Here is a 26,396-nt window from a genome sequence, read left to right as displayed (position 1 = left end):
ACTTTCTAGATCACTCTAGAAAATCTTCCGAATGTCTCTTATAACAGGGTTGTCCCCTTTTTTGAATCGAGTGTATATTGACAAGAACGGTGCTTGCGACTGCCTTTTTCCTTTTCGTAGCCTGGGCGGAGCTTGCTTTTAGGGATCTTGTGCTCGTCTTCTAAGAGGACAATCGAGTGGAAAAGCTGCACATCTTCACTGCAGTCCTCACACCACTCTTGCTCCTTGTTATCCCAAAATATCGTCATGAGGTCACTCCGACTCTTATAACTTGGAAAATGCTCATTTAACTCCAACCATTTCTGCTTGTAGTATTTCAAAGCCTGGTAATAGTCTTCAAACTTCCGACTACTCACGATATCATCTTCCCAACCTTCTAAAAACCACCAGGGTTCACAGTCCCCGTACATTTCAATCACTCGATACATAAACTCTTCCATCCTTTGTATCCTCTATTATATAGAAAATCCTTTGAGAATAAAAGTTTTCTGCTCAGAGCATGATTTTTCAGGTAGTTTTCAGGCGATTTTCACCATTATTTTTCAAAAATAGACTGCCTAATTGCTATTGGGTCCTTTTTTCAAAAAAAGCCGGAACTTGTAGTTCCGACTTTTTTTCTTATTCTTCTACGACTTCAGCTGTTTGAACTTCATCGACTGTTCCATCTGTTAATGGCACTTCTTCGATGATTTCAACTTCATTAATCGCTTGTGGTTCCAAGTTACGGTAACGAGCCATACCTGTACCTGCAGGAATAATCTTACCAATGATAACATTTTCCTTAAGTCCAAGGAGATGGTCTTTCTTACCACGGATCGCTGCGTCAGTAAGGACACGAGTTGTTTCCTGGAAGGAAGCCGCTGACAAGAAACTGTTGGTTTCAAGAGAGGCTTTGGTAATTCCCATAAGGACTGGACGAGCAGTTGCAGGAACTCCACCAGAGATAAGGACATCCTTGTTGGCATCTGTAAAGTCTGTAATGTCCATCAGAGTACCCATGAGAAGGTCTGTATCTCCTGGATCCATGACACGTACTTTACGGATCATTTGACGCACCATTACCTCGATGTGTTTGTCGCCGATTTCTACCCCTTGGCTACGGTATACTTTTTGTACTTCCGCAAGAAGGTAAGTTTCAACAGACAAGACATCACGAACGGCAAGGAGACGTTTTGGTTGGATAGACCCTTCTGTCAGAGCCGCACCACGAGAGACTTGATCTCCCACTTCGACTTTCATGCGAGCAGTGTAAGGGACAACATATTCGCCTTCACCAGTTGCTCCGCTAACAAAGACTTTCTTGGTCCGAGTAGAAGCATCTTCTTCAATGGCTGTGACTTCCCCTTTGACCTCAGTGATGACCGCTTCCCCTTTTGGATTGCGGGCTTCAAAGATTTCTTGGACACGAGGAAGACCTTGCGTGATATCGGTATTTGAGGCAACCCCACCCGTGTGGAAGGTACGCATGGTCAACTGTGTACCAGGTTCCCCGATAGATTGGGCTGCGATGGTTCCGACTGCTTCACCCACTTCAACCGCATCACCAGTCGCCAAGTTGATACCATAACAGTGACGGCAGACACCATGGCGGGTGTTACACGTAAAGACAGAGCGGATAGTGACTTCTTCCACACCAGCTTTGACAATTTCACGTGCTAGGTCTTCTGAAATCAAGGTATCTGGACCAACGATGACTTCACCTGTTTCAGGATGTTTAACAGATTTCTTGGTATAACGACCAGTCAAGCGTTCTTCGAGTGGCTCGATCATTTCCTTACCATCAGTAATGGCACGAATCACAAGTCCACGGTCTGTTCCACAGTCGTCTTCACGGATAATCACGTCTTGGGCCACGTCAACCAAACGACGAGTCAAGTAACCTGAGTCGGCGGTCTTCAAGGCCGTATCGGTCATCCCTTTACGGGCACCGTGAGTTGAGAAGAACATTTCGAGTACTGACAAACCTTCGCGGAAGTTTGACAGGATTGGCAATTCCATGATCCGTCCGTTTGGAGCGGCCATCAAACCACGCATACCGGCAAGTTGCGAGAAGTTTGAGATGTTACCACGGGCTCCAGAGTCCATCATCATAACGATTGGGTTCTTCGGATCTTGGTTATCTACCAAGCGTTTTTCCAATTTCTCACGGGCTGCACGCCATTCAGCTGTAACGGCATTGTAGCGTTCGTCATCTGTGATCAAACCACGACGGAATTGTTTGGTGATTTGTTCCACACGTTTGTGAGATTCTTCAATGATTTCTGCCTTGTCTTCAACGACCGGAATATCAGCAATCCCCACTGTCAAACCAGCAAGGGTTGAATGATGGTAACCCAAGTCTTTCAAGCGGTCCAAGAAAGCAGACGTTTCAGTTGTACGGAAGCGTTTGAAGATTTCTGCGATGATATTTCCAAGATTTTTCTTCTTGAATGGAACATTTAATTCCAATTTCTCAATCGCTGCTTTGACATCTTGACCAGGCTCCAAGAAATACTTAGCTGGAACGCCTTCTGTCAAGTTGGCATTATTTGGCTCTTGAAGGTATGGAAGTTCTGCAGGCATGATATCGTTAAAGAGGATCTTACCAACAGTTGTCAAGAGAATCTTGTGTTGTTGCGCTTCTGTCCATGGTTTGTTCAAGCTATCGGTCGCAATTCCGACACGGGTATGCAAGTGAACATAGCCATTGCGAAGAGCCATGACTGCTTCATCACGGTCTTTAAAGACCATGCCTTCCCCTTCACGACCAGCTTCTTCCATAGTGAGGTAGTAGTTCCCCAATACCATATCCTGAGATGGGGTAACAACTGGTTTTCCGTCTTTTGGATTCAAGATGTGCTCAGCAGCCAACATCAAGATACGAGCTTCTGCTTGAGCTTCTTCTGAAAGCGGTACGTGGATGGCCATTTGGTCCCCGTCAAAGTCGGCATTGTAGGCTTCACAGACAAGTGGGTGCAAGCGAAGGGCTTTCCCGTCAATCAATACAGGTTCAAAGGCTTGGATTCCCAAACGGTGAAGGGTCGGTGCGCGGTTCAAGAGAACTGGGTGTTCTTTGATCACTTCTTCTAGGATATCCCAGATGCGTTCATCTCCACGTTCGACCAAGCGTTTTGCAGCTTTGACGTTTTGCACGATATCACGCGCAACGATTTCACGCATGACGAATGGTTTGAAGAGCTCGATCGCCATTTCACGTGGCACACCACATTGGTACATCTTCAGAGTTGGACCAACGGCGATAACAGAACGTCCTGAGAAGTCCACCCGTTTACCGAGCAAGTTTTGACGGAAGCGTCCTTGTTTCCCTTTGAGCATGTGGCTCAATGATTTCAATGGACGGCTACCTGGTCCTGTGATCGGACGACCACGACGACCGTTATCGATCAAAGCATCAACGGCTTCTTGGAGCATCCGTTTTTCGTTTTGTACGATGATACCAGGGGCATTCAACTCAAGCAAACGTGCCAAACGGTTGTTCCGGTTGATCACACGGCGGTAAAGGTCGTTCAAGTCAGAGGCAGCAAAACGGCCACCATCCAATTGGACCATCGGACGAAGATCTGGTGGAATAACCGGAAGGATGTTGAGGACCATCCATTCTGGCTTGTTGCCAGATTTGTAGAAGGCATCCAAGACATCCAAACGACGCACAGCCTTCACACGTTTTTGACCAGTTGCAGTCTTCAATTCTTCTTTCAAGAGAGCAATTTCAGCTTCCAGATCCACTTGTTTCAAGAGGTCTTGGATCGCTTCCGCACCCATCTTAGCTACAAAGGAACCTGGTCCGTATTCACGCAAGCGTTCACGGTATTCACGTTCTGTCATGATGGATTTATGCTCAAGTGGTGTATCTTTTGGATCGATCACCACGTAAGCTGCGAAGTAGATAACTTCTTCAAGGGCACGAGGGCTCATATCTAAGGTCAATCCCATACGAGAAGGGATGCCTTTGAAGTACCAGATGTGTGATACAGGCGCTTTCAACTCGATGTGCCCCATGCGTTCACGACGAACTTTCGCACGTGTTACTTCAACCCCACAGCGGTCACAAACGATCCCTTTGTAACGGATCCGTTTGTATTTCCCACACGCACATTCCCAGTCTTTTGTAGGTCCAAAGATGACTTCATCAAAGAGACCTTCACGTTCTGGTTTCAATGTACGGTAGTTGATTGTTTCAGGTTTCTTGACCTCTCCATAAGACCATGAACGGACCTTGCTTGGAGAAGCTAGGGTGATTTGCATACTTTTAAAACGATTTACATCAACCACTATTTCTTACCTTTCCTTGTTTTCATACTTGTTTCATTTGGATACAGCTTAGGTGGGGAAAGAAAGAAAACTTTCTTGCCACCTCCTTGTGGTCTGTATCTTGTTATCGAATCATCCTGTCAGAAGCATTGGTTTCTCACAAGACAATCATTTTTACTGATTATTTTTCTGATTCTTCAGCATCAAAGGCTGCTTTTGCTTCCTTGGCTGCTTTTTCACGTGCTTTTTCAAGGTCGTCCACATGAATCACATCATCGTCTTCCCCTTCATCGAGGTCACGAAGTTCTACTTCTTGATCATCTTCGTCCAAGACACGCATGTCAAGACCAAGAGATTGCAATTCTTTGACAAGAACGCGGAAGGATTCTGGTACACCTGGTTTTGGAATTGGTTTACCTTTGGTAATCGCTTCATAAGCTTTCAAACGTCCGTTGACATCATCTGACTTGTAAGTCAAGATTTCTTGAAGGACATTTGATGCACCATAAGCCTCAAGGGCCCACACTTCCATTTCCCCGAAACGTTGTCCACCAAACTGAGCTTTCCCTCCGAGTGGTTGTTGGGTAACCATTGAGTACGGTCCGACTGAACGGGCATGGAGTTTATCATCAACCATGTGGTGAAGCTTGATCATGTACATGACACCGACAGAAACACGGTTGTCAAACGGCTCACCTGTACGTCCATCGTAAAGGATGGTCTTGGCATCGCTATCCATACCAGCTTCTTTCACAGTATCCCAGAGGTCTTCTGAGCTTGCTCCATCAAAGACTGGTGTTGCGATGTGGATACCCAAGTTACGAGCCGCCATACCAAGGTGAAGTTCCATAACCTGACCGATATTCATACGTGATGGCACCCCAAGAGGGTTCAACATGATATCAACTGGTGTACCGTCTGGAAGGTAAGGCATGTCTTCAACTGGAACAATACGAGACACAACCCCTTTGTTTCCGTGACGACCGGCCATCTTATCTCCGACGCGGATCTTGCGTTTTTGTGCGATGTAAACACGAACCAACATGTTGACACCAGATTGCAATTCATCTCCGTTTGCACGCGTAAAGATCTTAACATCACGAACGACTCCATCTCCACCGTGAGGTACACGAAGTGATGTATCACGCACTTCACGAGATTTATCTCCAAAGATCGCGTGCAGGAGACGTTCTTCAGCAGAAAGGTCTTTTTCACCCTTCGGTGTGACCTTACCGACAAGGATATCTCCTTCTTTTACTTCCGCACCAATACGGATAATACCTGTTTCATCCAAGTCACGAAGAGCATCTTCCCCAACGTTTGGAATTTCACGGGTTATTTCTTCAGGGCCTAACTTGGTATCGCGTGTTTCTGATTCGAATTCTTCCAAGTGAACAGATGTGTAGACATCTTCTTTCACCAAGCGTTCGCTCATGATAACGGCATCCTCGAAGTTATACCCTTCCCAAGTCATGTAAGCGACGATTGGGTTTTGACCAAGGGCCATTTCCCCTTTTTCCATCGATGGTCCGTCAGCGATAAAGTCGCCTTTTTCAACAACATCGCCAACTTTTACAAGGGTACGTTGGTTGTAAGCCGTACCTGAGTTTGAACGACGGAATTTTTGGATATGGTAAACATCCAAAGAACCATCTTCCCGACGAACTTCTACCTTGTCTGCATCTGCATAAGTAACTTTACCATCGTGTTGAGCAATGACTGCAGCTCCTGAGTCATGGGCTGCTTGGTATTCCATACCAGTACCCACGTAAGGGGCTTTTGGATCGATCAATGGCACAGCCTGACGTTGCATGTTGGCACCCATGAGGGCACGGTTGGAGTCATCGTTTTCCAAGAAAGGAATACATGCTGTCGCAACGGCCACTACTTGTTTTGGAGATACGTCCATGTAGTCGACTTGATCAGATGGGAATTCTTGGTTGTTACCACGGTGACGTCCCATGACGATTGGCTCAGCAAAGCCACCTTTTTCGTTCAACTTAGAGTTGGCCTGAGCGACGATGTACTCATCTTCTTCATCGGCTGTCAACCAAACGATTTCGTTGGTGACTACACCTTTTTCACGGTCCACTTTACGGTATGGCGTTTGAATGAAACCATATTTGTTCAAGTGTCCATAAGATGACAAGTTGTTGATCAAACCGATGTTTGGTCCTTCAGGTGTTTCGATCGGACACATACGACCATAGTGGGTATAGTGTACGTCACGCACTTCATATCCGGCACGGTCACGTGTCAAACCACCAGGCCCTAAGGCAGACAAACGACGTTTGTGAGACAACTCAGAAAGTGGGTTGTGTTGGTCCATGAACTGTGACAACTGTGAAGATCCAAAGAATTCTTTAATTGCTGCAGTTACTGGACGGATGTTGATGATTTGTTGTGGTGTCAAGACATCGTTATCTTGTACAGACATCCGTTCGCGAACGTTTCGTTCCATCCGTGAAAGTCCAAGACGCACTTGGTTGGCAAGCAATTCACCAACGGCACGAATCCGACGGTTTCCAAGGTGGTCGATATCATCCACGCGACCAATACCTTCTGCAAGGTTCAAGAAATAGCTCATTTCTGCCAAGATATCAGCTGGAGTTACGATGCGCACTTTGTCAGATGGGTTGGCATTTCCGATGATGGTAACAACGCGGTCTGGATCTGTTGGAGCGACAACTTTGAATTTTTGCAATTCTACTGGTTCTGTCAAAACAGCAGCATCATTTGGAATGTAGGTAATTTTGTTCAAACCGTTATCCAATTGTTCTGAGATGCTGTCGATCACATCGCGCGTCATGACAGTACCAGCTTCTACAAGGATTTCCCCTGTTTCAGCATCTACCAATGGTTCTGCGATTGTTTGGTTCAACAAGCGGTTCTTGATATTGAGTTTCTTGTTGATCTTGTAGCGACCAACTGGTGCCAAGTCATAACGACGTGGATCAAAGAAACGAGCCACCAACAAGCTACGTGAGCTTTCCGCTGTTTTTGGTTCACCTGGACGAAGACGCTCGTAGATTTCTTTGAGGGCTTCATCTGTCCGTGAATCCATTGGATTTTTGTGGATATCTTTTTCAATGGTATTGCGAACCAATTCGCTGTCCCCAAAGATATCGATGATTTCATCATCTCCAGAGAATCCAAGAGCACGCACAAGGGTTGTAAATGGAATCTTACGTGTGCGGTCGATACGTGTGTAAGCAATGTCTTTTGAGTCGGTTTCAAGCTCTAACCAAGCCCCACGGTTAGGGATAACAGTTGATCCATAACCAACCTTCCCATTCTTGTCCACCTTATCATTGAAGTAGACACCTGGTGAGCGGACCAACTGAGATACGATAATCCGTTCTCCACCATTGATGATGAAAGTTCCCATTTCAGTCATGATTGGGAAATCACCAAAGAAAACTTCTTGGGTCTTGATTTCACCTGTTTCTTTGTTGACCAAACGGAAGGTCACAAAGATTGGTGCTGAGTAGCTGGCATCGTGGATGCGTGCTTCTTCAAGCGAATACTTAGGTTCGCGGATTTCATAACCCACAAATTCCAATTCCATTGTATCCGTGAAGTTTGAGATGGGAAGCACATCTTCAAATACTTCCTTCAAGCCATGATCCAAGAAATCTTTGAATGAGTCTGTCTGGATTTCAATCAAGTTTGGTAAATCAAGAACCTCTTTGATTCTTGAAAAACTACGACGGGTCCGATGTTTCCCGTATTGAACGTCATGTCCTGCCAAAGTTTTTAGCTCCTTTTTCTATACTAGGATAGCTTGGTAACATCACACCTACCACCTATCCGGTTTTAACTACAATTGTGTGATTTGCATCACGTGAAGAGCTGTCTCTTCACCTTATTCGTCGCTTTTTGTAATTTTTAGAAAAATTAAATTTGTGTAACAAACTAGGGTTTTCCTGAAAAATAGGCACAAAAAGAGCAGCTAAATCGACTTATTCAAGTAAGATTTAACTGCTGTAAGCTCTTATTTGGACAATATTTCAAATAAAGCACACGACAAATTAGTTATCACTATTATATCGTTTTTTGCTCCAAAAATCAAGGCTTTCTCTAGGTTTTCTACTGGATCAGACTAGCGTCGATTGCCGCGATTGGAACTATTTCGATTTGAATTATTGCTTGATGAACTATTGGTTGTCGAATTGTTCTTATTATTCGACTGATTGCCACTGGTATTGCCGAGAATTGCTGCCCAAGCACTTTGATAATCGCTATCCGATCCCCCGATGGCAAAGCGGTATTGAGTGGTTGGCGCTCCGTTTTTAGCCCAAAGACTGGTTACCGTTTGACCGCTCACATCGATATCCCGGCCATTGACATTGACGCGGCCCGGTCTTTCACCAGTCGATTTGAGCACTTCAGAGCGGATCACACTCTTATCGAGAGTGAATTTATCCTGAATCCCAAAGAGACTTGGATCTGCTTGGTAGATCGCATTCGCCAACTGCGCCATGTATTGGGCATTGTTGTTGTATCCAGTCAAGGTCTGCATAGAAGCATTGTTGTCATGGCCAATCCAACCTCCTAAAGAAACATTAGGGGTGGACAGCATGAGCCACATATCTCCATTTGAGTTGGTCGTACCGGTTTTTCCAATCCAGTCAGCACCCGCCAGTGTTGGATTGATTTGGCTAATCCGTGACTTAAAGGTCGTTGTAGCACCAGACGTAATAACCCCGCGCAAGAGATCCTGCATAATCGTTGCCGTTGCTGGAGAGTAAACACGAACAGGATCTGCCTCGTGCTTGTAGACTACGTCCCCATCTCGATCAATGATTTGCTCTACCATATAGCGTTTGAGGTAGTTCCCATTGTTAGCAATGGTTTGGAAACCATTGGTATGTTGGGCAACAGTGACCTCAATTCCTCCCCCCATTGGCAGGCTTTCAATGCCATATTCAGGGATATCATAGCCCATTTTCTTCATGTAGGATGGGACATCCACACCCTTTTCACGAAGAGTCCGGTAAGTCCAGTAAGCTGGAATATTCCATGAGGTATTGAGGGCCTCACGGAGATCCATCATGGCTGTTCCTCGGCTATCCACGTGCATGATTGGCTCACCACTTGAGAAATTAGTCGGATAGTTAGAAAGGATGCTATTGCTTCCCATCAAGCCTTGGTCGATGGCAATCCCATAGGCCAACAGTGGTTTGATAGTAGACCCTGGGGAACGTTCTGTATCAAAGGCATGGTTGTTTTGGTTGCCGTCAAAATTCCGTCCGCCGATAAATCCTAAAACGGCACCCGTTCGGTTGTCCATAAGGACATTCCCAACTTCTACAAAACCTGTCCCATCATCCAAGACGCTTCCAAAGTTTGCTACTGCGGCCTGCATCGCATTGTGAACCGGTTTGTTAATCGTGGTTTGAATGGTGTAGCCACCTTCGCGCAACTCGCTCTCAGCTAATTCTTGGTAAGCCTTGACGGTTTCATTATTTTTCAAGTCTTGCTTGGTGACATTGTCTCGCTTGATCAAGTAATCATACATGGCCTCTTTTGCTTCTGCCATGGCTTGGAAGTAGAGGTAGTCATGCGGTGTTTTCTCGATGCCATCTGGAGCGATGAAGTCTTTGGTCAAGTCGTACTGAGCATAGGTCTCGTAGTCTTTTTTCGACAAGGCTCCCGTCCGGTACATATTGAACAAAACGTCTTTGGCACGCGCCAAACCTAACTCGAGGTTTTCTTTGCTCTTTAGGCTACCGTCTGCAGCATAAGGAGAGTAGACAATCGGACTTTGTGGCAAGCCAGCGATAAAGGCCGCTTGTGGAACAGACAAGTCTTTTGCAGAGACGCCAAAGATCCCTTGAGCCGCAGCTTCCACACCCGCAATATTTTGTCCCCGATTGTTTCGTCCAAAAGGCGAAACATTTAAGTAGGTGGTTAGGATTTCATTTTTATTCATTCCCCGCTCTAAAGTCAAGGCATCGACAATCTCTGTCGCCTTACGAGTAAAGGTCGGAGCGTCTCCCACAACTTGCTGTTTGATCAACTGCTGGGTTAAGGTCGATCCCCCACTAGAGGAACCCACACCGGCTACGGATCCAAGTGTTGCCCGAAGAACGGCTTTAGGGACAACCCCCTTGTGGCTTTCAAAATTCTCATCCTCAGTAGCGATCACAGCCTTCTTGACATTGTCTGAAATGGCATCTCCAGCTACCGGCGTGCGGATCAAATCGCTGTTCACTTCTGCAATCAAGCTCTTATCGGAATAGGTCAGGTTTGAAACACTGCTGACGTCGCGAACCTGCTGGACCAATTCTTCTGTCTTTGGAACCTTGACGTTGCTAAAGAGGCTCGCCGCATAACCAATCCCAATCCCTGCGCCAAATAAAAAGAGGCACACGAACAGGGCGATCATCACATCCCACAAGAGTTTGAGGGTTCGTAAAAAGGTCGCAAAAATATCACCGACAGACCAGCTACTTTCCTCATTTTTTTCCTTATTCGGAGTTTCTGTATACATATTTGCAAAGAATTTTTGGACTTTCTTCCAAAACTCTTGCAGCTTCTCTTTTAATTGATTCACTGATTCTTTCTCCTTGTTCCCTATATTATAGCAGATTAGGCCCTTTGTTTTCAATCACAAGAGCGTAGAAATCGTCACTCATTCTTCCTGGGTAAGGATAAGAAAATGATGGAAAGCATTGCCATTTCCGTGGTTTATGGTAGAATAGAGAAATGAATAAACTTATAAAGGAGAAAAGACACATGCACATTTTTGATGAGCTAAAAGAGCGTGGTTTGGTATTTCAAACGACGGATGAAGAAGCCTTGCGCAAAGCACTGGAAGAAGGTCAGGTTTCTTATTATACTGGTTATGATCCAACTGCTGACAGCCTTCACCTTGGTCACTTGGTTGCCATCTTAACGAGCCGTCGCCTTCAACTAGCAGGCCACAAACCTTACGCGCTCGTTGGCGGTGCGACTGGTCTCATTGGAGATCCGTCCTTCAAAGATGCTGAGCGTAGTCTCCAAACAAAAGAAACTGTTCAAGAATGGGTTCGCTCCATTCAAGGGCAATTGTCTCGTTTCCTCGATTTTGAAAATGGTGACAACAAAGCCGAAATGGTCAACAACTACGATTGGTTCGGAAGCATTAGCTTTATTGACTTCCTTCGAGATGTTGGAAAATACTTTACGGTCAATGCTATGATGAGTAAAGAATCTGTTAAAAAACGGATTGAGACAGGGATTTCTTACACAGAGTTTGCCTACCAAATCATGCAAGGCTACGACTTCTACGTCCTCAACCAAGAACACAATGTCACCCTTCAAATCGGTGGATCTGACCAATGGGGAAACATGACAGCTGGTACTGAGTTGATGCGTCGTAAGGCAGATAAAACTGGTCATGTTATGACTGTGCCTTTGATCACAGATGCAACTGGTAAGAAATTCGGTAAATCAGAAGGCAATGCCGTCTGGCTCAATGCAGACAAAACATCTCCATACGAAATGTACCAATTCTGGATGAATGTGATGGACGCCGACGCTGTGCGCTTCTTGAAGATCTTCACTTTCTTGTCACTGGACGAGATCGAAGAGATCCGTAAGCAGTTTGAGGCTGCTCCTCATGAACGTTTGGCTCAAAAGATCTTGGCGCGTGAAGTGGTCACCCTCGTTCACGGTGAAGAAGCTTACAAGGAAGCCCTCAACATCACGGAACAACTCTTTGCAGGAAACATCAAAAACCTTTCTGTCAAAGAACTCAAACAAGGCCTTCGTGGTGTGCCAAACTACCAGGTCCAAGCAGAAGACAACCTCAACATTGTAGAACTCTTGGTCACAGCTGGTGTAGTGAATTCTAAACGCCAAGCCCGCGAAGATGTTCAAAATGGAGCGATCTACGTCAATGGCGAACGCATCCAAGACCTTGACTATGTCTTGAGCGATAGCGATAAATTAGAAAATGAATTGACCGTTATCCGTCGCGGTAAGAAAAAATACTTTGTTTTGACTTATTAAGAAAGTAAAACCACGAAGTTTCGTATGAACTTCGTGGTTTTCTTATACACTTTTTTCTGAGACTATTTCCCTTTTCTGCGATGCAACAAAGCTTGGTTGATTCGTTGAGTTTTTTTATGGAGTTGCCAAATCTGGTACAGCCAGATCAGGCCGTAAATGGCTAGAAAGATCAACCAAGGAATCGGGCTCCGTAAGGCTGTCCCCCAGCCAAAAAACAAGTAGGTTAATGCTAAGATGGCAGCTGTCACAACTAAATGCAAAGCCACACGCAAACTATAGGTCAAAAACTCTTCTTCCTCAAGAATGAAGGTCAAGATGCCCATTGTCCCACTCATCAAAAATATCGCTAGGATGTTGCGGACATTTACAGCGGGATAGACGATGTTGGGATAGACATGGGATAATAACACCAAACACAAATAAAAGAAGGATCCTGTCCTCATACCAGATACAAAATAAGCTATAACTCGTTTCATCACTTTCTCCTATACCCCTAAATAATCCATCAAGGATTTGACATATTTCCGACTGACACTTGATTTTACTCCACGTGTCAGTTTAGCCATCATATTGCCTGAAAAACTATCCGATAGCGATTCTAAATGGTCGATATTCATCACAGCGTGGCGTGATATCTGTAAAAAATTACGACGATTAATCCGATGTTGAAAATTTATCAAAGTATCTCTGATGGTGAACGTTTTGTCTGTCGTATAAATGGTGAGCTGATTCTTATCAATCTCAGCTAGAATAATGTCATCAATTTTCACCATGATCAAATGATCATCTGTTTTGATAGGGATCACTACTTGATTCACTGTCGAAAATTGTTCGAGATACTCCATCACCTCTCGTGCTTGATCAGATAATTGCTTGGCTTGAATGACCACACAGGGGTCGTTTTCTGGGATATCTTGTTTTTCCTCAAAACGAATCTTCATTCCTACTCCAATTCTCACTTACTTTCTTTTACTCGATCTTTTTGCCAAGGAAATCCAAATCCCCAAAGCTAGAAGAATACCTCCTAACACTATAAGGTATGTTTGTTCCTTTGTCAATAAAGTTTGCCATTTGAGCTGAACACCCATTTTTTCTTGAAACTCTTGAAGAAGCTTATCTTGACCTTTAAAGGTCTCACTTAATGCTTCTTTCATGAGGACTTGTCGATAAAGTGCAGCAATATAAGTAGCTGGGGTACATTTCATTAGTAGTTGAGCAAAATTAGGTAGAACCCCCAAAGGAACATAAGTCCCTACCAAAAAACCAGAAGCTGTACCCACTATGGTCGAAAACTTCCCAAGACTGTCTACTGATTGGAAAAAATAAACAAAAATGACGTTCACTAAGCTAGAAAGTAGGCTACTAAGGAGCATAATGAGGAGCACTTCAGGTAATAGAGATAAGGTTGGAACTTCTCTAAAATAGCCACACATCAGCACATACATAAGGATCTGCATGGAAAAAGAAATGATGATTGCACTCGTTAGATACGAAAATGCTAACCGCCACTTTCCTTGATCCGATAAATAAAGATCCTGATCTACTTGATGTTCACGGTCCTTTACTAACTGAGTCAGGGCAGCCAGACTTGTCGTAATCCCTGTCACAGCCAGCGTCCCACTCATTAACCAATTATTTAACATAGGAGCACTATTGGGAAGCTGAGCCCAGGCATCTGTTAGATTTTTTTGAAGAAAAATAATATAGAGAATAAAGGAAATCAAGGCTCCCAACAAGGAGAAGAAAACACCTGAACGATTCCTAAAATACAATAAAAAATTTCGCTTTAGTAAGGCTAGCATTAGCGAACCTCCCTTCCTGTTAGTGCAATAAAGGCATCATCCATAGTCCCTGGACGAAACTCAAAATGGGCTAATTTATCTCTAACTTGTACCAGGTAATCAATGGCTTCCCTTTCACTCTCGGGTTGAAGAACATACTCCAATTGACTTTGTTGCTCTACTGACATTCCCGAAGATTTGAGACTTTCTATCTGCTGTCTCTCCTTGAAACGAATCTTTAAGATATTAGTAGCATACTGGCTTTTAATATCTAGTGCCGATCCTTGAGCAATCACTTTCCCATGGTCTACAATATAAATTTGATCAGCTTCATCTGCTTCGTCAAGATAATGTGTGGTCAATACAACAGTCATTCCCTCTTCTCTCTGCAATTGATAGAGCAAATCCCAAATAGACTTCCGGGTTTGAATGTCTAAACCTGTCGTTGGCTCATCTAAGAACAGAAGATCTGGGCCGTGCAGTAGAGCACGCGCAATGTCAACCCGACGCTTTTGGCCGCCTGAAAGCGTCCCATATTTCTGCTTTTGGAAAGCTGACAGGCCTAGTCGATCAATAAGATCAGACACACGATTTGGTTTTAGGCCTTTGTACTGTCTGGCACGAATGGTCAGATTTTCCCTAACCGTCAGCATCTCATCTAAAACACTGGTTTGGAAGACCACACCAATTTTAGTACCGGGTTCATAAATAATGTCGCCTTGCGTTGGTTGTTTCAAACCAATCAACATGGAAATCGTCGTTGATTTCCCCGCCCCATTTGGTCCTAGAATCGCATTAAAGGTTCCCTTTTCAAACTGTAAGTGAATATTGTTTACGGCTAGATGATTTCCATACTGTTTGCTTATGTTTTTAGCTTGTAATATCATGTTCACTCTCCTTTTGATAGAACCAGTCTAGCAAAAAAGCCGCTTAAAAAACGGCTTTTGGGGATAAGTGGTCAAAATGAAGAGCTAAGTGGCGAGATAGAAGAGATTAAAATGAGGAAAAATTTATTGCATCCATTCTTTTCCCCATTGATTCAAGTCCTTTAAAATCGGCATCAGTGACTTACCTTTTTTTGTCAGCTCATATTCTGTATGGAGTGGCATAGACTCAAAATCATATTTCTCAACCAATTGGAGCCTCATTAAAGCATCGGTTGCTATCTAGAGGCTCTTTTGTTACACTACTAATATGAATACACCGATCAAACCAAAATTACAACGATTTCAAACAGCCACTGCTTTTGCCTGTCCCATCTGTCAACTGGACCTAGAACTTGTGGGGACCAGTTTTAAATGTCCCAAGAGCCATTCTTTTGATTTGGCGAAATTTGGCTATGTCAATCTGGCTCCCCAGATCAAACAATCAAAGGACTATGACAAAGAAAATTTCCAGAATCGCCAGCTGATCTTAGAAGCGGGATTTTATGAGCCGATTCTAACAGCGATCGGACAAAAGATTCCGACCAGTGATGCCAGAATTCTAGATATCGGTTGCGGAGAAGGCTATTACTCCCGAAAACTACAAGAAGCCTATCCCGAAGCTACTTTCTATGCATTTGATCTTTCCAAGGAATCTGTGCAGCTAGCTGCCAAGAGTGACGCTAGCTGGAAGGTCAATTGGTTTGTAGGAGACTTGGCTCATTTACCCATTCAATCTAAGAGTATGGAGGTCATTTTGGACATCTTCTCCCCAGCTAATTACGCTGAATTCGAGCGTGTCTTAAAGGCAGGAGGGGTCATCATTAAGGTCGTCCCAACCTCTTCTCATCTGAAAGAAATTCGTCAGTTGGCTCAAGATCAATTGACCAAGCAATCCTACTCCAACCAGGAAATTTTGGAGCACTTTGAAGACCACTGCCAGATCCTCTCATCCGAAACGGTCAGCCTCACCAAGAGTTTAACTCCTGAAGAACGCCAATCGCTCCTCGCCATGACCCCTCTTCTATTTCACGTTGACCAAGAAAAAATCGACTGGACCCAACTCACAGAAATCACCATTGAAGCTGAGCTGCTGCTTGGGAAAATCAAGATACAAAGGACGTAGTGGATAAAGTCAAAAATAGGGTATTCGACGCAGAATCATTAGATTCTAGGAGGATACCCTATTTTTGACACCATCCGCAGTTCGTGTTCATTTCAATCAAGATACAGAGGACTTAAAATGAAAAGCTAAAAGGCTGAGACCACCGTCTCAGCCTTTTACTCATCTTCTGCCTGCTCTGTCATGACTTGTAAGCGATAGGTTTTAGGCGATTTTCCACAGAGTTTACGGAAAACCTTGTAGAAATAGCCTACATTACTGTAACCGACTTTATAGCAGATATCTTCAATGCTGTCATTGGTCGATAAGAGGAGCTGCTGGGCAGCCTTAATCCGCTGTTTGTTGAGGAGTTCTGCGAAAGTCGCATTGGTTTCTCGTTTAATCAATTGGCCTAAATAGACTGGATTGATAAAGAGAGCCTGACTGATGTCCTTGAGTGACAGCTCTTTTTGGTAATCACGGCTAATCACTTGGAGGACACTCGCTACATTTTCATTCATCCGATAGTGGGATAAGAAACGGGACAACTCTTCCTGGATAAAGCCAATCATCTCGCTAAAGGTGGCAGCATCATGGACTTTCTTAACCACATCGGCCAAATCATCTCCTTGCAGGTATTCAAACAAATGAAAGACATCCATCAAAAATTGGATAAAGAGCTGCTTGGTCAGTGAAACCTTAGGTGTCTTCTCAAGGATCATTTTTTCTAACCAGTCCAGTTCTTCTAAGATCTGTTGGATATTTCCTTGCATGATCACCCGGTAGGCCGGTTCGTAGTAATGGAAGACCTCTTCATCTTGATTGAGAGGGAACGCCCCATAAAAGAGGCTCCGCTCTACTAGATCCTTAAATTGATGAAAGTGCTCCTTATAAGGAGGTTCAAAGACCTTCTCAATCATGGCATCTTCTTTTTGATCCGAGATAAAGAGTTGAAGATTTTGCCCAAGAACTTGATAAGACGAGCTGATAAAGCCTTTTTTTCCCTTAGCAATCCCAATCCACAGTGAATTCCGACCTGCGATATACCGACAAAACTCTTCCTCAGAGATATCATCGTGAATCAAACGGTTGGCCAACTCTTGGCTTGGTTGCTGGATTTGGTTCCGAATTTTTTCTAGGATATTGCCCATCTCCACCTTATTGACAGGTTTGAGCAGGTAGTCTGCCACGCGCAAATTGAGGGCTGTTTTGACATATTCAAAATCCTGATAGCCTGACATAATGATAAAAGCAACATCTGGCATCAAATCCTTCATCTCTGCAATCATCTGAAGTCCGGTCTTGCCAGGCATATTGACATCCGTGATCACCACATCCACCGGATGCTCTCGCACATAATCAAGAGCCTGGTCTGCATCTTCAGCAGTTGCGACCACTTCCATATTCCAGTGGTCAAAGGGGATTAATTTTTTTAATCCTTCTGTAATCATATACTCATCGTCTACTAATAAGACTTTGTACATTCTGTCTCCTTTATTCATCTTGAATGGTTATCGTATAAGTCACTCCATGGTGAGGTTGGGAGAAGGCTTGGATATGGTAGCGATCTCCAAAATAGAGTAGCATGCGTTCATGGACATTGACAATTCCGATGGACTGCCGGCCACTCTTTTCTTCGATTTCTGAGCGTGGATTGCGATTGGCTAGTATCTCTTGAATTTTTTCTAGCTGTTCTTCTTCCATCCCACGCCCATTATCACTAACCAGGATCATGACTTGCCCTTCTCCTTGCAAGACTTTGACACTAATCACATTGTCCTTGCGTTTGTGGTCCACCCCATGTGCAAAATAGTTCTCAACCAAAGGCTGGATAGTAAATTTTGGAATCTTCATTTTTTCCAAGCCTGGATCGATCTTAAAGCCATAGGCAATCGATTTTGGATAACGCACCATACAGAGGTAGCTGTATTTGCGGCAAAATTCGAGCTCATTTTCAACTGTCGTCACTCGCTCATCTGAGATATTATTGCGCAGGAGACTACTAAACTCATAGATAATATCACCCAATTCATCCTGCTCTTGCATGACGGCGTACATCCGGATAAATTCCAGTGTATTGTACATGAAGTGGGGATTGATCTGGGCTTGTAGTGCCCGCATATTGGCATCTTTTTGGCTGAGCTGCAGCTGGTAGATATCCCGAATATTCTTATCCATATTGTCTAACATGGTATTGATCATATTACCAATAACCAGCAGTTCTTGGTCCTTGGTCGAGGTATCAATCCGTCGTTCACTATCGCCTTGACTGATCAGATTCATGGTATCGACCAAATCGAGGACTTGACGCCGGTAATTTTTGAAAATCTGACCTAATAACAAGTAAAGGATCAAGAAAATTAGGAAAGCAATAGAGAGAAAAGTGGTCAGGTTAGCTAGACCCTTTTTGACCAGATAACTTTCAGAAACAGCTACATCCACCTTGTAGCCATAGATCGTGCTACGGGTTTGCCATTTAATATCCTTCGATTGTCCCTTATCCCCTTCATGGTACATCTCTTTCCCAAAGGGCGTAAAGATCCGCACAGCGATTGGAAGATCGCCTCTGGCATTATCAATCGTTGCCGTCAAAATTTCCTGGTCCAAAGTCATATAAGCAATCCCAACTCCGGCTCCCGTTGTCGGGTCTGTCAAAGGAACTGGAATAGCTGTCACAGGAGCCTTGTAATGATCCGCCGAGACCTGCTTACCTCCCTTCGATTGCCGTGTGGAGACAAATACCGTCTTGTAATCAGACAAGGTGACATCGATGCCCTCGATATTTTTATTGCTCAAATAGAGGCTATCAATATTCTTATGTAGAGACAACTGGATATAAGAAGGGAGTTGGGCATTCAATCGCCAAGTCTCATACTCGGATGGTGACAAGGTAAAATAGCGATAAACTCCTTCTAATTTTGCAGGGTTTTCAACGAGGCTACGGCCTTCTTGTGTGACCCGCTGATAAGAGGTCTCGAGATCCGTCACCACTTCGGTCAATACCCGTTGGGCGATTCGGTCGGCTTCAGCTTGTTGGTTTTTCCAAGAGATCCCCGCGACGACCAGACCCATAATGGTCAAAATGACCACCATGACATAGGCGTAGAATTTTAAAAGCGTACTTAACCAGATTCTTTTCATCGTTAGGATACCAATTTTTCGTGGATGTTTTGATAGACAGGGTCAAAAATATCATTGACAAAGAAATGCCATACACCGATCAAGACGAAAAAGAGAAGGGCTGGCATATAGTAGCTAATGACGCCAAGTAGCGCGGTTCCAAGGATGAGCTTCAGAACTGGACGAATGTCCAGCAACATTCCGATCAAACTGAGCTTGATACTATTGGCATAAGAGAGATCGAAATGAACTTGCAATTTCAAATAAACGGCGTAAGCTAGAGGCGCAACCAAGAGGAAAACCAGATTAAACAAGAGAACCAAAATTTGGAAGAAATTCAAGTGAGGAATCTGGATCATGAGATACATGCCATAGAGGAGAACCCCTTCAATCGCAAAGAAGGTGTAAAAGACTTGATTGGCTGGGACCAGATTTTCTTTGAAGAGTTCCCAAGCGCGTGACCAGTGATAGTCTTTGTAAGACATGCCATTTTCTGCATAGAGGCTCATAACTGTGGTGCCGGCTGGTCCTACTCCTAGCAGAACACCCCCACAGATCGTCAAAACCCAAAAAATCCCTGTTACCAGCATAGCAACATAGACTCTCGTAAAAATGAACTCAATGATTTTTCCCATGTTTCAGCCTCTTTTCCAATTAGTCATTCTATTATATCATAAAAATAAAACGCTTTCCTCAAATTTGCATTCTTCTATTGAAATCTCAATTTTCATTTCCAAGATCTGTTTTCATAGAGGAGTGAAAAGGCCTTGGAGACAGCCCCAAAGCCTTTTCGCACTACCTGTTCTTATTTTTTAGAAGCAAGGAATTCGTCGTATTGTTTTTGCATTTCATCAAGTACTTTTTGGTAAGCACCTTCTGATTTCAATTTTTCAAGCATCTTAGGAACTTCTACTTCAGGATCCACAGTACCAGTATTGATCGCACCTGCAAATTGGTTCAAAGTATTTGTAAGAGCAGTGATTTCTGATTTCACTTTATCTGTGTTAAAGATGAAGCCAAGTGCTGGGGATTCTTTTGCAGTTTCCAAATCTTTCTTAGATTGTGCAATTTGTTCATCTGTTACGTTTTCGTTGATGTAAAGAATCCAGTTGTTACCAGTGTTCCATCCAGACATGTGAGTGTTTCCGTTGTAGCCATCCAAGACTTTGACACGGTTTTCTTTGCCGGCAACTTTTTCCCAGTTCTTGCCTTCTGGTCCATAAACAAGGCCGTTCAAAAGTTCTGGATCAGTGTTCAAGAGGTTCAACACTTCCATGGCTTTTTCTTTGTTCTTAGAGTTGTTTGAGATAACAAAGTTAGCTACTTGAGTAGTGTTGTTCTTCTTGTAAAGTTCAGTAAATGGTTTGATTTCGATCTTACGGTTTGCTACACGAGTAAGCAAGCTGTTACCGTAGTCAGCTGGTCCTACTGTTTCTTCACGAACCAACCATGTATCTTGAGAAAGATCATAACCAGTGTCGCTAGTTGCTACGTCTTTTGGAATGTATCCTGCTTCGTAGTATTTGTGAAGAGTCTTCAAGTTTTCTACATAACGTGGAATTGTATAACGGTCAACGATCTTAGTGGTGTCACCTTTCAAGTCAACTACGAATGGAAGTCCATCAACAGCCACATAGTCGAAGTCATCTGAAGGTCCACCGTAGCTCTTGTTCATTGCAAATGGAACAACGTTTGGATCTTTTTCTTTGATGGCTTTCAAGACTGGTTCAAGGGAAGCATAGTCTTTCACGTTTGAAACGTCGATACCATATTTTTCAAGAAGTGGTCCGTTGAAGGCAAAGTTTTGAGAAGATGCAACGTTAGCTGCTACTGGAACAGCATAGATCTTGCCGTTTACAGTATTCCCTTTGATGTAAGCTGGGTCAAGTGCTTTGTAAAGGTCTTTCCCTTCTTTCTTGTACAATTCTGTCAAGTCAGCATAAGCACCTTTTTGAGCGTTGATCACGTAGTTATTAGCAAAGGCGATATCATAGTTTTCACCAGATGAGATGATAACGTTCATTTTTTGTGCGTAGTCACCCCAACCAAGGTATTGGATATCCAATTTTGCGCCGACTTTCTTTTCAATGATCTTGTTGGCATTTTCTAACAAGGTATCCAAGTTATCTGGTTTGTCACCGATTTGGTACATCTTAATGATTGGTTTCCCGTCTTCAGTTGTTGCAGATTTCTTGTTGTTACCTGTAAGGCTTCCACAAGCAGCAAGAGTAGCTCCAAGAGCGATGACACTAGCAGATGCTAACGCGTATTTTTTCCAATTTTTCATAAGAAAAATCTCCTTTAAGTTATTTTCTTTTTAGACTAAGTTATGAGTTGAAAATCCTGCTGATTTTCAATGAACGATGTTATTCTTTCACACCACCGATGGTCAAGCCTTTTACAAAGTAGCGTTGGAAGAATGGATAGAGAATGGCGATTGGCACTGTTGCCACAACCACCATGGCCATACGTCCTGTTTCCCGTGGGATGGATTGTACAGCTCCTGCCAATTGGCCGGATACCCCGACGTTTTTAGCGATGTAATCCATATTGTTTTGGATTTGCATCAAGAGGTATTGCAATGGGTAAAGGTTGTCACTCTTAATATAGAGGAGGGCATTGAACCAGTCGTTCCAGAACCCTAAAGCAGTGAACAAACTGATAGTCGCAATCCCTGGTAGAGACAATGGCAAGCAGATTTGGAAGAAGATCCGTGTTTCACTTGCCCCATCGATCCGAGCGGATTCAAGGATGGCTTCTGGAATGGTCCGTTTAAAGAAGGTCCGCATCAAGATGATGTTAAATGGACTGAGCAACATTGGGATAATCAAAGCCCCGATGGTATCACCTAACTGCAAGAGTTGAGTGGTCACAATGTAGCTTGGAACCAACCCTGCACTAAAGAGCATACTAAGGAGTGAAAATACGGTAAAGAACTTGCGGTATTTAAAGGTACTCCGTGAGATAGCGTAAGCATAGGTCGTTGTGATAAAGACATTACATGCTGTTCCCACAATGGTCACAAACAAGGTGATGAAGAGGGCTTGCAAGATTTTGTCTTTGAATTGTACCAAGAAGAGGTAACCATCAAATCCAAATTTTGCTGGCCAGAATTGGAATCCATGAACCGCCAAACTTTGTTCGTCTGTCAAAGAGATCATGACAACGAAGATGAAGGGAAGCACACAGGTCAAGCCGACCAAGGTCAACAACAAGGTAAAGAAGAAGTTGCTCTTCTTACTGAAAGAATGGATCCCGACATTATCAATTTTTTCTTTTTGAATGGTTGATTTTTTCATACGATCCTCCTTTCTAGAAGAGAGCGGAATTCTTATCAATGCGGCGAGCAAAGATATTTGAGATCAAAACAAGAATTAAACCGACAACCGATTGGTAAAGACCGGCTGCTGCTGTCATCCCGATATCCCCTGACTTGGTCAAACCGTTGTAGACATAAACATCAATAACGTTGGTCACGCTATAGAGCGCTCCAGCATTATGCGGGATTTGGTAGAAAAGACCGAAGTCTGCGCGGAAGATATTTCCGACTGCAAGAATGGTCAAAACTGTAATCAAGGAAGACAACTGAGGAATGGTGATGTTGCGAATGCGTTGCCACTTAGACGCACCATCCACGGTCGCTGCTTCATAGAAGGTTGGATCGATTCCCATGATGGTTGCATAGTACATGACACTGCTATAACCAAAGCCTTTCCAGATTCCTAAGAAGAGGAGAAGCGCTGGCCAGATCCACAATTCCGAATAGAAATTGATGGCTTTCATACCAAATGAAGCTAAGATGTGGTTGACCAATCCTTTGTCCACATTAAGGAAGGCATCGGTGAAGAAGCTGATGATAACCCATGATAAGAAGTATGGGAAGAGCATGGAGGTTTGAAGCACCTTGACCACTCTTTTTGATCTCAACTCACTAAAGATGATGGCAATCCCTACGGAAACAATCAATCCTAAGAAGATAAATCCTAAGTTGTACAATACCGTGTTTCTTGTAATAATGTAAGCATCTTTGGAACTAAAGAGGAACTTGAAGTTGTCAAAGCCAACCCATTTACTCTTCATGACACTGTCGATGAAGCCCTCTCCCGTAATATGATAGTCCTTAAATGCTACGATATTCCCAAAAACCGGAATATAGAAGAATAAGATTAACCACGCTGCACCAGGTAAGACCATTAAAAGAAAAATGAAATTTTCTCTCAGAGTCCTTACAAACTTTTTCATCTAACTCCCCCCTTTGAGCCTTGAGCGTGTTTTTCGCTTTGGTAGCGTTTACATCACCTATTATAAGATAGCCCGTTTACATTTTCAAACTCCTAATTATAGAAAAAATTCTACAAATTTATGACATAGTTTTAAAAAAGAGTAGAAAAGGGTGGTCGTAAGTACAAACCCTCTTCTACTCCTATCGACCGTGGATGAGATATCTGTCATCCAACTTGGCTTTTTTTACGTTGTATAAATGGTTGAGGCAGTCGCAATAGTATGCCACTGGTTAGCCGTTGTGGCTGCGAAGTCCTGATCCCTGTAGAAATCATTGAATGGCAAGATCTCTACTTCTAGTTCATCGATACGTGTGATGGAACCGGCTAGATAGTCTTCAATCCGACTTTCTGCTCGCTTGATCCGTTGCAAGAGTCCACCCATCCGGATATCTACGGTATCCAAACCAAAGACCTTGTTTTCTTTCAACCATTGGTGGCTAAAGAGAGAATGGAAGGCTTCTATCTCGCTTCTGAGTTTTGGCAATTCTTCTCTAGCAATTTGTCGCAAACTCTCTTTATCACCTGCGTGATAGGCCTCACGGATGCGTCGACCTACATCCACTTTACTACTTAAAATAGCATTCAACTGAGCCTGGGTCTCAAAGAGATAGGCGTAGACGCCCGCTTTTTCTTTGATAGCAGTAAGAGTCTCAGTTGCCTTGGCAAAGTGTGGCTTGTCCTGTTCAGGTGTCATGTGTTTGTCCAGAATCGGACAAAGAACATCCTGATAAAAGACATAGCGGTTGGGGTTGATACCATGTATATTACCTGGTAGGTCTGGCAAGAGGTTGGCTAGATCCAGCTGCATGAAGTCCTCAACTGAGAGGCCTGTATTGGTCTTGAAATGAGTAGATAAACGCTCTAAATCATTGCGGTAGCTGAGTTCCGCCCAGATTTGCAGACTTGGTAGAATAGAGAACTGGGCTGTTTCCCCACCATTATCTGCCCATCCCGTCACGATGACTTCCTTGATCTGGTTGGCACGGCAGGCTTTATTGGCTTCAATAGCTACTAAGCGACTAAATTGGTTGTGGGGCGTAAAACCAATCCACTTCCAGGCACCACCAGCAAAGGCAATATCCTGACTAATCTTATGGTGATTACGGAAGTTTCGGTTGTATTTTTCCTCGCTATCTTGATAATAATCCCAGTAAACCAAGGTCACACGGTCTTTGAGACGGTCAAGGTAAACACGCGTTTCTTCTGGAATTTCCACCTCACGGTCGTACTGGCCATCTGCTGACATGAGCTTGAAGAACATATCGCTCCACATCTGGCAGTGGAAACCGTACTTGTCCGCAATATCCAGCACGCGCTCCAAGTGTTGACACATAAGGAGACTACGGTCCACAATACCGTTCAAGATAAGGTAGCGTCCCAAACCAACCAAGTGGGCTTCATCCATCCCGATGTTGACCTTGCGAGTTTGTAGTTTAGATAACGTCGCAAACATACCGTCAATCAGGTCGTAGACTTTTTCTTCACCGATGAGGAGGATATCTTCTACATCGCGGAGTTGCTGCACTTCCTTGACACCCCATTTGACAAAGGCTGATAAGTGAGCCAAGGTTTGGATGCAGGGGACAAAAGTCATGTCAAACTGTTGGGCGTAGCTTTCGATTTCCTGTAACTCTTCAGCAGAATAAGCTCCACGGAAATAACCAAAGTAAGGTTGCCCCTCGATTTGATAGGTGTCTTCCATGTAAAGCTCAAAGGTTGAGTAGCCCATGAGAGCTAGAACTTCGATCATCTGCTTGGCTGATGCGACATTGATCACGGCATTGCGCGAACAGTCCGCCATATAGGCTAAATCTTCATAGGCCGCCTGCTCTTCAATCTCTACCTTGTCCCCTTCTGCTAAAGCTGTTGCTAGCACAGATAAAGCACGGTAGAGTTGATGAGGTTTACGGTAGGTCAGTTGATACTGCCCCTTCTCACCCTTGATAGAGATAGAAGCTTGGTCAGACTGAGCAACCGACACTTCTACATCTGGTAGAGAAATGTGATTGTTTAATACTTCGATAGCTTGCGCTTGTTTGGGACTGAGTCCTGTAAAACTTACCATTGGTTTTCCTCCTGTAACCAGTTGACAAGGGCACCGTAGAGATTGGCATCTGCCTGATAGGTGCAAGCTTGAATCACTGGAGCGATAGTATATTCTTCATATCTGTCCACAAAAGCGTCTACTGCTTTTTGAACCCCTTTGATAAAATCTGGATTCTGACTGATAGAGCCACCTAGGCTAATCACATCTGGGTCGATTAGGTACTGGATATTGAGCAGCCCTTGAGCAAGGTTACGATTCATGCGCTCAATGGCTTCTTGGCAAAGGGCATTGCCTGCTGCAGCCTCTTGGTAAATCTTTCGTCCATCCCAGTCAGACTGACCAGATTTTTCAATGACGTAGCGCACCATACTTCCCGTAGAAGCGAGTTGTGACCAGTTGTTGAGCTTTTCTGCCGGCTCGATGGTTGTCATATAGCCAAACTCACCGCCCAAACCATGACGTCCACGGTGAAGCTTGCCATTGATAATCATGGCTCCACCGATTCCTGTACCAATCACGACACAGGCTGCATTTTCAATCTCAGGATGCGCCAGCAATTCACTCAGTCCAACACAGTTGGCATCATTTTCTAGATGGACAGGTAGCTTGTGATGAGAAAGAGCCTCATACCATGAAAAACCATGGATATAAGGAATGGCACTGATCCCCTCAATCACCCCGGTTTCTTGATGAACGGCACCTGGCACACTCATGGCAATCCCACGGTAGTCACGTTCTGACAAGCGTTGATCCAACCAAGCCAACAAATCTTCTAGAGTTTTTGGCGTTGGGGTGCTGGCCTTATCTAAAATCTTTCCATCCGGAGTGAGACTAGCAAACTTAATCCCAGTCCCTCCGATATCAATCGTTGCAATGGTCATTGCTTTTACC

General features: G+C 43.9%; 18 protein-coding genes and 1 pseudogene. 2 read left to right on the top strand and 17 right to left on the bottom strand.

The annotated features are described in order from the left end of the window. Positions 1-38: 38 nt before the first annotated feature. From O3605_RS07675 to pbp1b, 4 genes are all read right to left on the bottom strand, one after another. Entirely contained in the window at positions 39-428 is a 390-nt protein-coding gene (locus O3605_RS07675; RefSeq protein WP_371585791.1) for a DUF1033 family protein, read from the bottom strand. Between the two features lie 190 nt (positions 429-618). Next, complete coding sequence (rpoC, locus tag O3605_RS07670; RefSeq protein WP_049492130.1) at positions 619-4,272, bottom strand: DNA-directed RNA polymerase subunit beta'; 3,654 nt, start codon at positions 4,270-4,272, stop codon at positions 619-621. A gap of 160 nt (positions 4,273-4,432) precedes the next feature. Beyond that, a complete protein-coding gene (gene rpoB, locus O3605_RS07665; RefSeq protein WP_023919659.1) occupies positions 4,433-8,002 on the bottom strand; it encodes a DNA-directed RNA polymerase subunit beta in 3,570 nt (1,189 codons plus the stop codon). A gap of 351 nt (positions 8,003-8,353) precedes the next feature. Then, positions 8,354-10,810: a penicillin-binding protein PBP1B gene (gene pbp1b / locus O3605_RS07660; RefSeq protein WP_371585761.1), complete on the bottom strand. Its 2,457-nt coding sequence runs from the start codon at positions 10,808-10,810 to the stop codon at positions 8,354-8,356. A 182-nt stretch (positions 10,811-10,992) separates the two neighbouring features. On the opposite strand from pbp1b, the gene tyrS reads away from it, so the two are divergent. Next, positions 10,993-12,249, top strand: a complete 1,257-nt coding sequence (gene tyrS / locus O3605_RS07655; RefSeq protein WP_003004779.1) for a tyrosine--tRNA ligase — start codon at positions 10,993-10,995, stop codon at positions 12,247-12,249. A 62-nt stretch (positions 12,250-12,311) separates the two neighbouring features. Here tyrS and O3605_RS07650 read toward each other — a convergent pair whose 3' ends face one another. The 5 genes and pseudogenes from O3605_RS07650 to O3605_RS07630 form a co-directional block, all read right to left on the bottom strand. Beyond that, positions 12,312-12,725, bottom strand: a complete 414-nt coding sequence (locus tag O3605_RS07650; protein WP_129824442.1) for a DUF3021 domain-containing protein — start codon at positions 12,723-12,725, stop codon at positions 12,312-12,314. Positions 12,726-12,734: 9 nt separating this feature from the next. Continuing rightward, positions 12,735-13,190, bottom strand: coding sequence for a LytTR family DNA-binding domain-containing protein (locus O3605_RS07645; RefSeq protein ID WP_049513831.1), 456 nt, complete (start codon positions 13,188-13,190; stop codon positions 12,735-12,737). An 18-nt stretch (positions 13,191-13,208) separates the two neighbouring features. Then, positions 13,209-14,051: an ABC transporter permease gene (locus O3605_RS07640; protein WP_129824441.1), complete on the bottom strand. Its 843-nt coding sequence runs from the start codon at positions 14,049-14,051 to the stop codon at positions 13,209-13,211. Beyond that, a complete protein-coding gene (locus O3605_RS07635; RefSeq protein ID WP_371585757.1) occupies positions 14,051-14,917 on the bottom strand; it encodes an ABC transporter ATP-binding protein in 867 nt (288 codons plus the stop codon). The genes O3605_RS07640 and O3605_RS07635 overlap by 1 nt, the downstream gene beginning before the upstream one ends. Before the next feature lie 123 nt (positions 14,918-15,040). Continuing rightward, positions 15,041-15,187: pseudogene (locus tag O3605_RS07630) on the bottom strand (winged helix-turn-helix transcriptional regulator); the annotation flags it as partial. Between the two features lie 37 nt (positions 15,188-15,224). On the opposite strand from O3605_RS07630, the gene O3605_RS07625 reads away from it, so the two are divergent. Continuing rightward, positions 15,225-16,079, top strand: coding sequence for a methyltransferase domain-containing protein (locus O3605_RS07625; protein ID WP_371585756.1), 855 nt, complete (start codon positions 15,225-15,227; stop codon positions 16,077-16,079). Between the two features lie 155 nt (positions 16,080-16,234). Here O3605_RS07625 and O3605_RS07620 read toward each other — a convergent pair whose 3' ends face one another. From O3605_RS07620 to O3605_RS07585, 8 genes are all read right to left on the bottom strand, one after another. Then, positions 16,235-17,539, bottom strand: coding sequence for a response regulator transcription factor (locus O3605_RS07620; protein WP_215194788.1), 1,305 nt, complete (start codon positions 17,537-17,539; stop codon positions 16,235-16,237). A gap of 10 nt (positions 17,540-17,549) precedes the next feature. Next, on the bottom strand, positions 17,550-19,196 hold the full coding sequence (locus O3605_RS07615) for a sensor histidine kinase (protein ID WP_371585754.1): 1,647 nt from the start codon (positions 19,194-19,196) through the stop codon (positions 17,550-17,552). A 2-nt stretch (positions 19,197-19,198) separates the two neighbouring features. Then, complete coding sequence (locus tag O3605_RS07610) at positions 19,199-19,810, bottom strand: YesL family protein (RefSeq protein WP_003019096.1); 612 nt, start codon at positions 19,808-19,810, stop codon at positions 19,199-19,201. Between the two features lie 170 nt (positions 19,811-19,980). After that, positions 19,981-21,462, bottom strand: coding sequence for an ABC transporter substrate-binding protein (locus O3605_RS07605; protein WP_049489144.1), 1,482 nt, complete (start codon positions 21,460-21,462; stop codon positions 19,981-19,983). A gap of 79 nt (positions 21,463-21,541) precedes the next feature. Continuing rightward, positions 21,542-22,474, bottom strand: coding sequence for a carbohydrate ABC transporter permease (locus tag O3605_RS07600; protein ID WP_003004100.1), 933 nt, complete (start codon positions 22,472-22,474; stop codon positions 21,542-21,544). A gap of 13 nt (positions 22,475-22,487) precedes the next feature. Further along, entirely contained in the window at positions 22,488-23,417 is a 930-nt protein-coding gene (locus tag O3605_RS07595; protein ID WP_003019179.1) for an ABC transporter permease, read from the bottom strand. A 225-nt stretch (positions 23,418-23,642) separates the two neighbouring features. After that, positions 23,643-25,523: a beta-N-acetylhexosaminidase gene (locus O3605_RS07590; RefSeq protein ID WP_371585752.1), complete on the bottom strand. Its 1,881-nt coding sequence runs from the start codon at positions 25,521-25,523 to the stop codon at positions 23,643-23,645. Beyond that, positions 25,517-26,386 carry an ROK family protein gene (locus tag O3605_RS07585; protein WP_371585750.1) on the bottom strand — a complete coding sequence of 290 codons (870 nt, stop codon included), beginning with the start codon at positions 26,384-26,386 and terminating at the stop codon, positions 25,517-25,519. Before O3605_RS07585 ends, O3605_RS07590 begins: the two co-directional genes overlap by 7 nt. Between the last annotated feature and the right edge of the window lie 10 nt (positions 26,387-26,396).

It is taken from the genome of Streptococcus sp. 27098_8_99, from assembly GCF_041431935.1.
Classification (GTDB): domain Bacteria; phylum Bacillota; class Bacilli; order Lactobacillales; family Streptococcaceae; genus Streptococcus; species Streptococcus parasanguinis_D.
The sequence above is the reverse complement of the archived record's forward strand: the minus strand, read 5'-3'. Positions and strand labels throughout refer to the sequence as shown.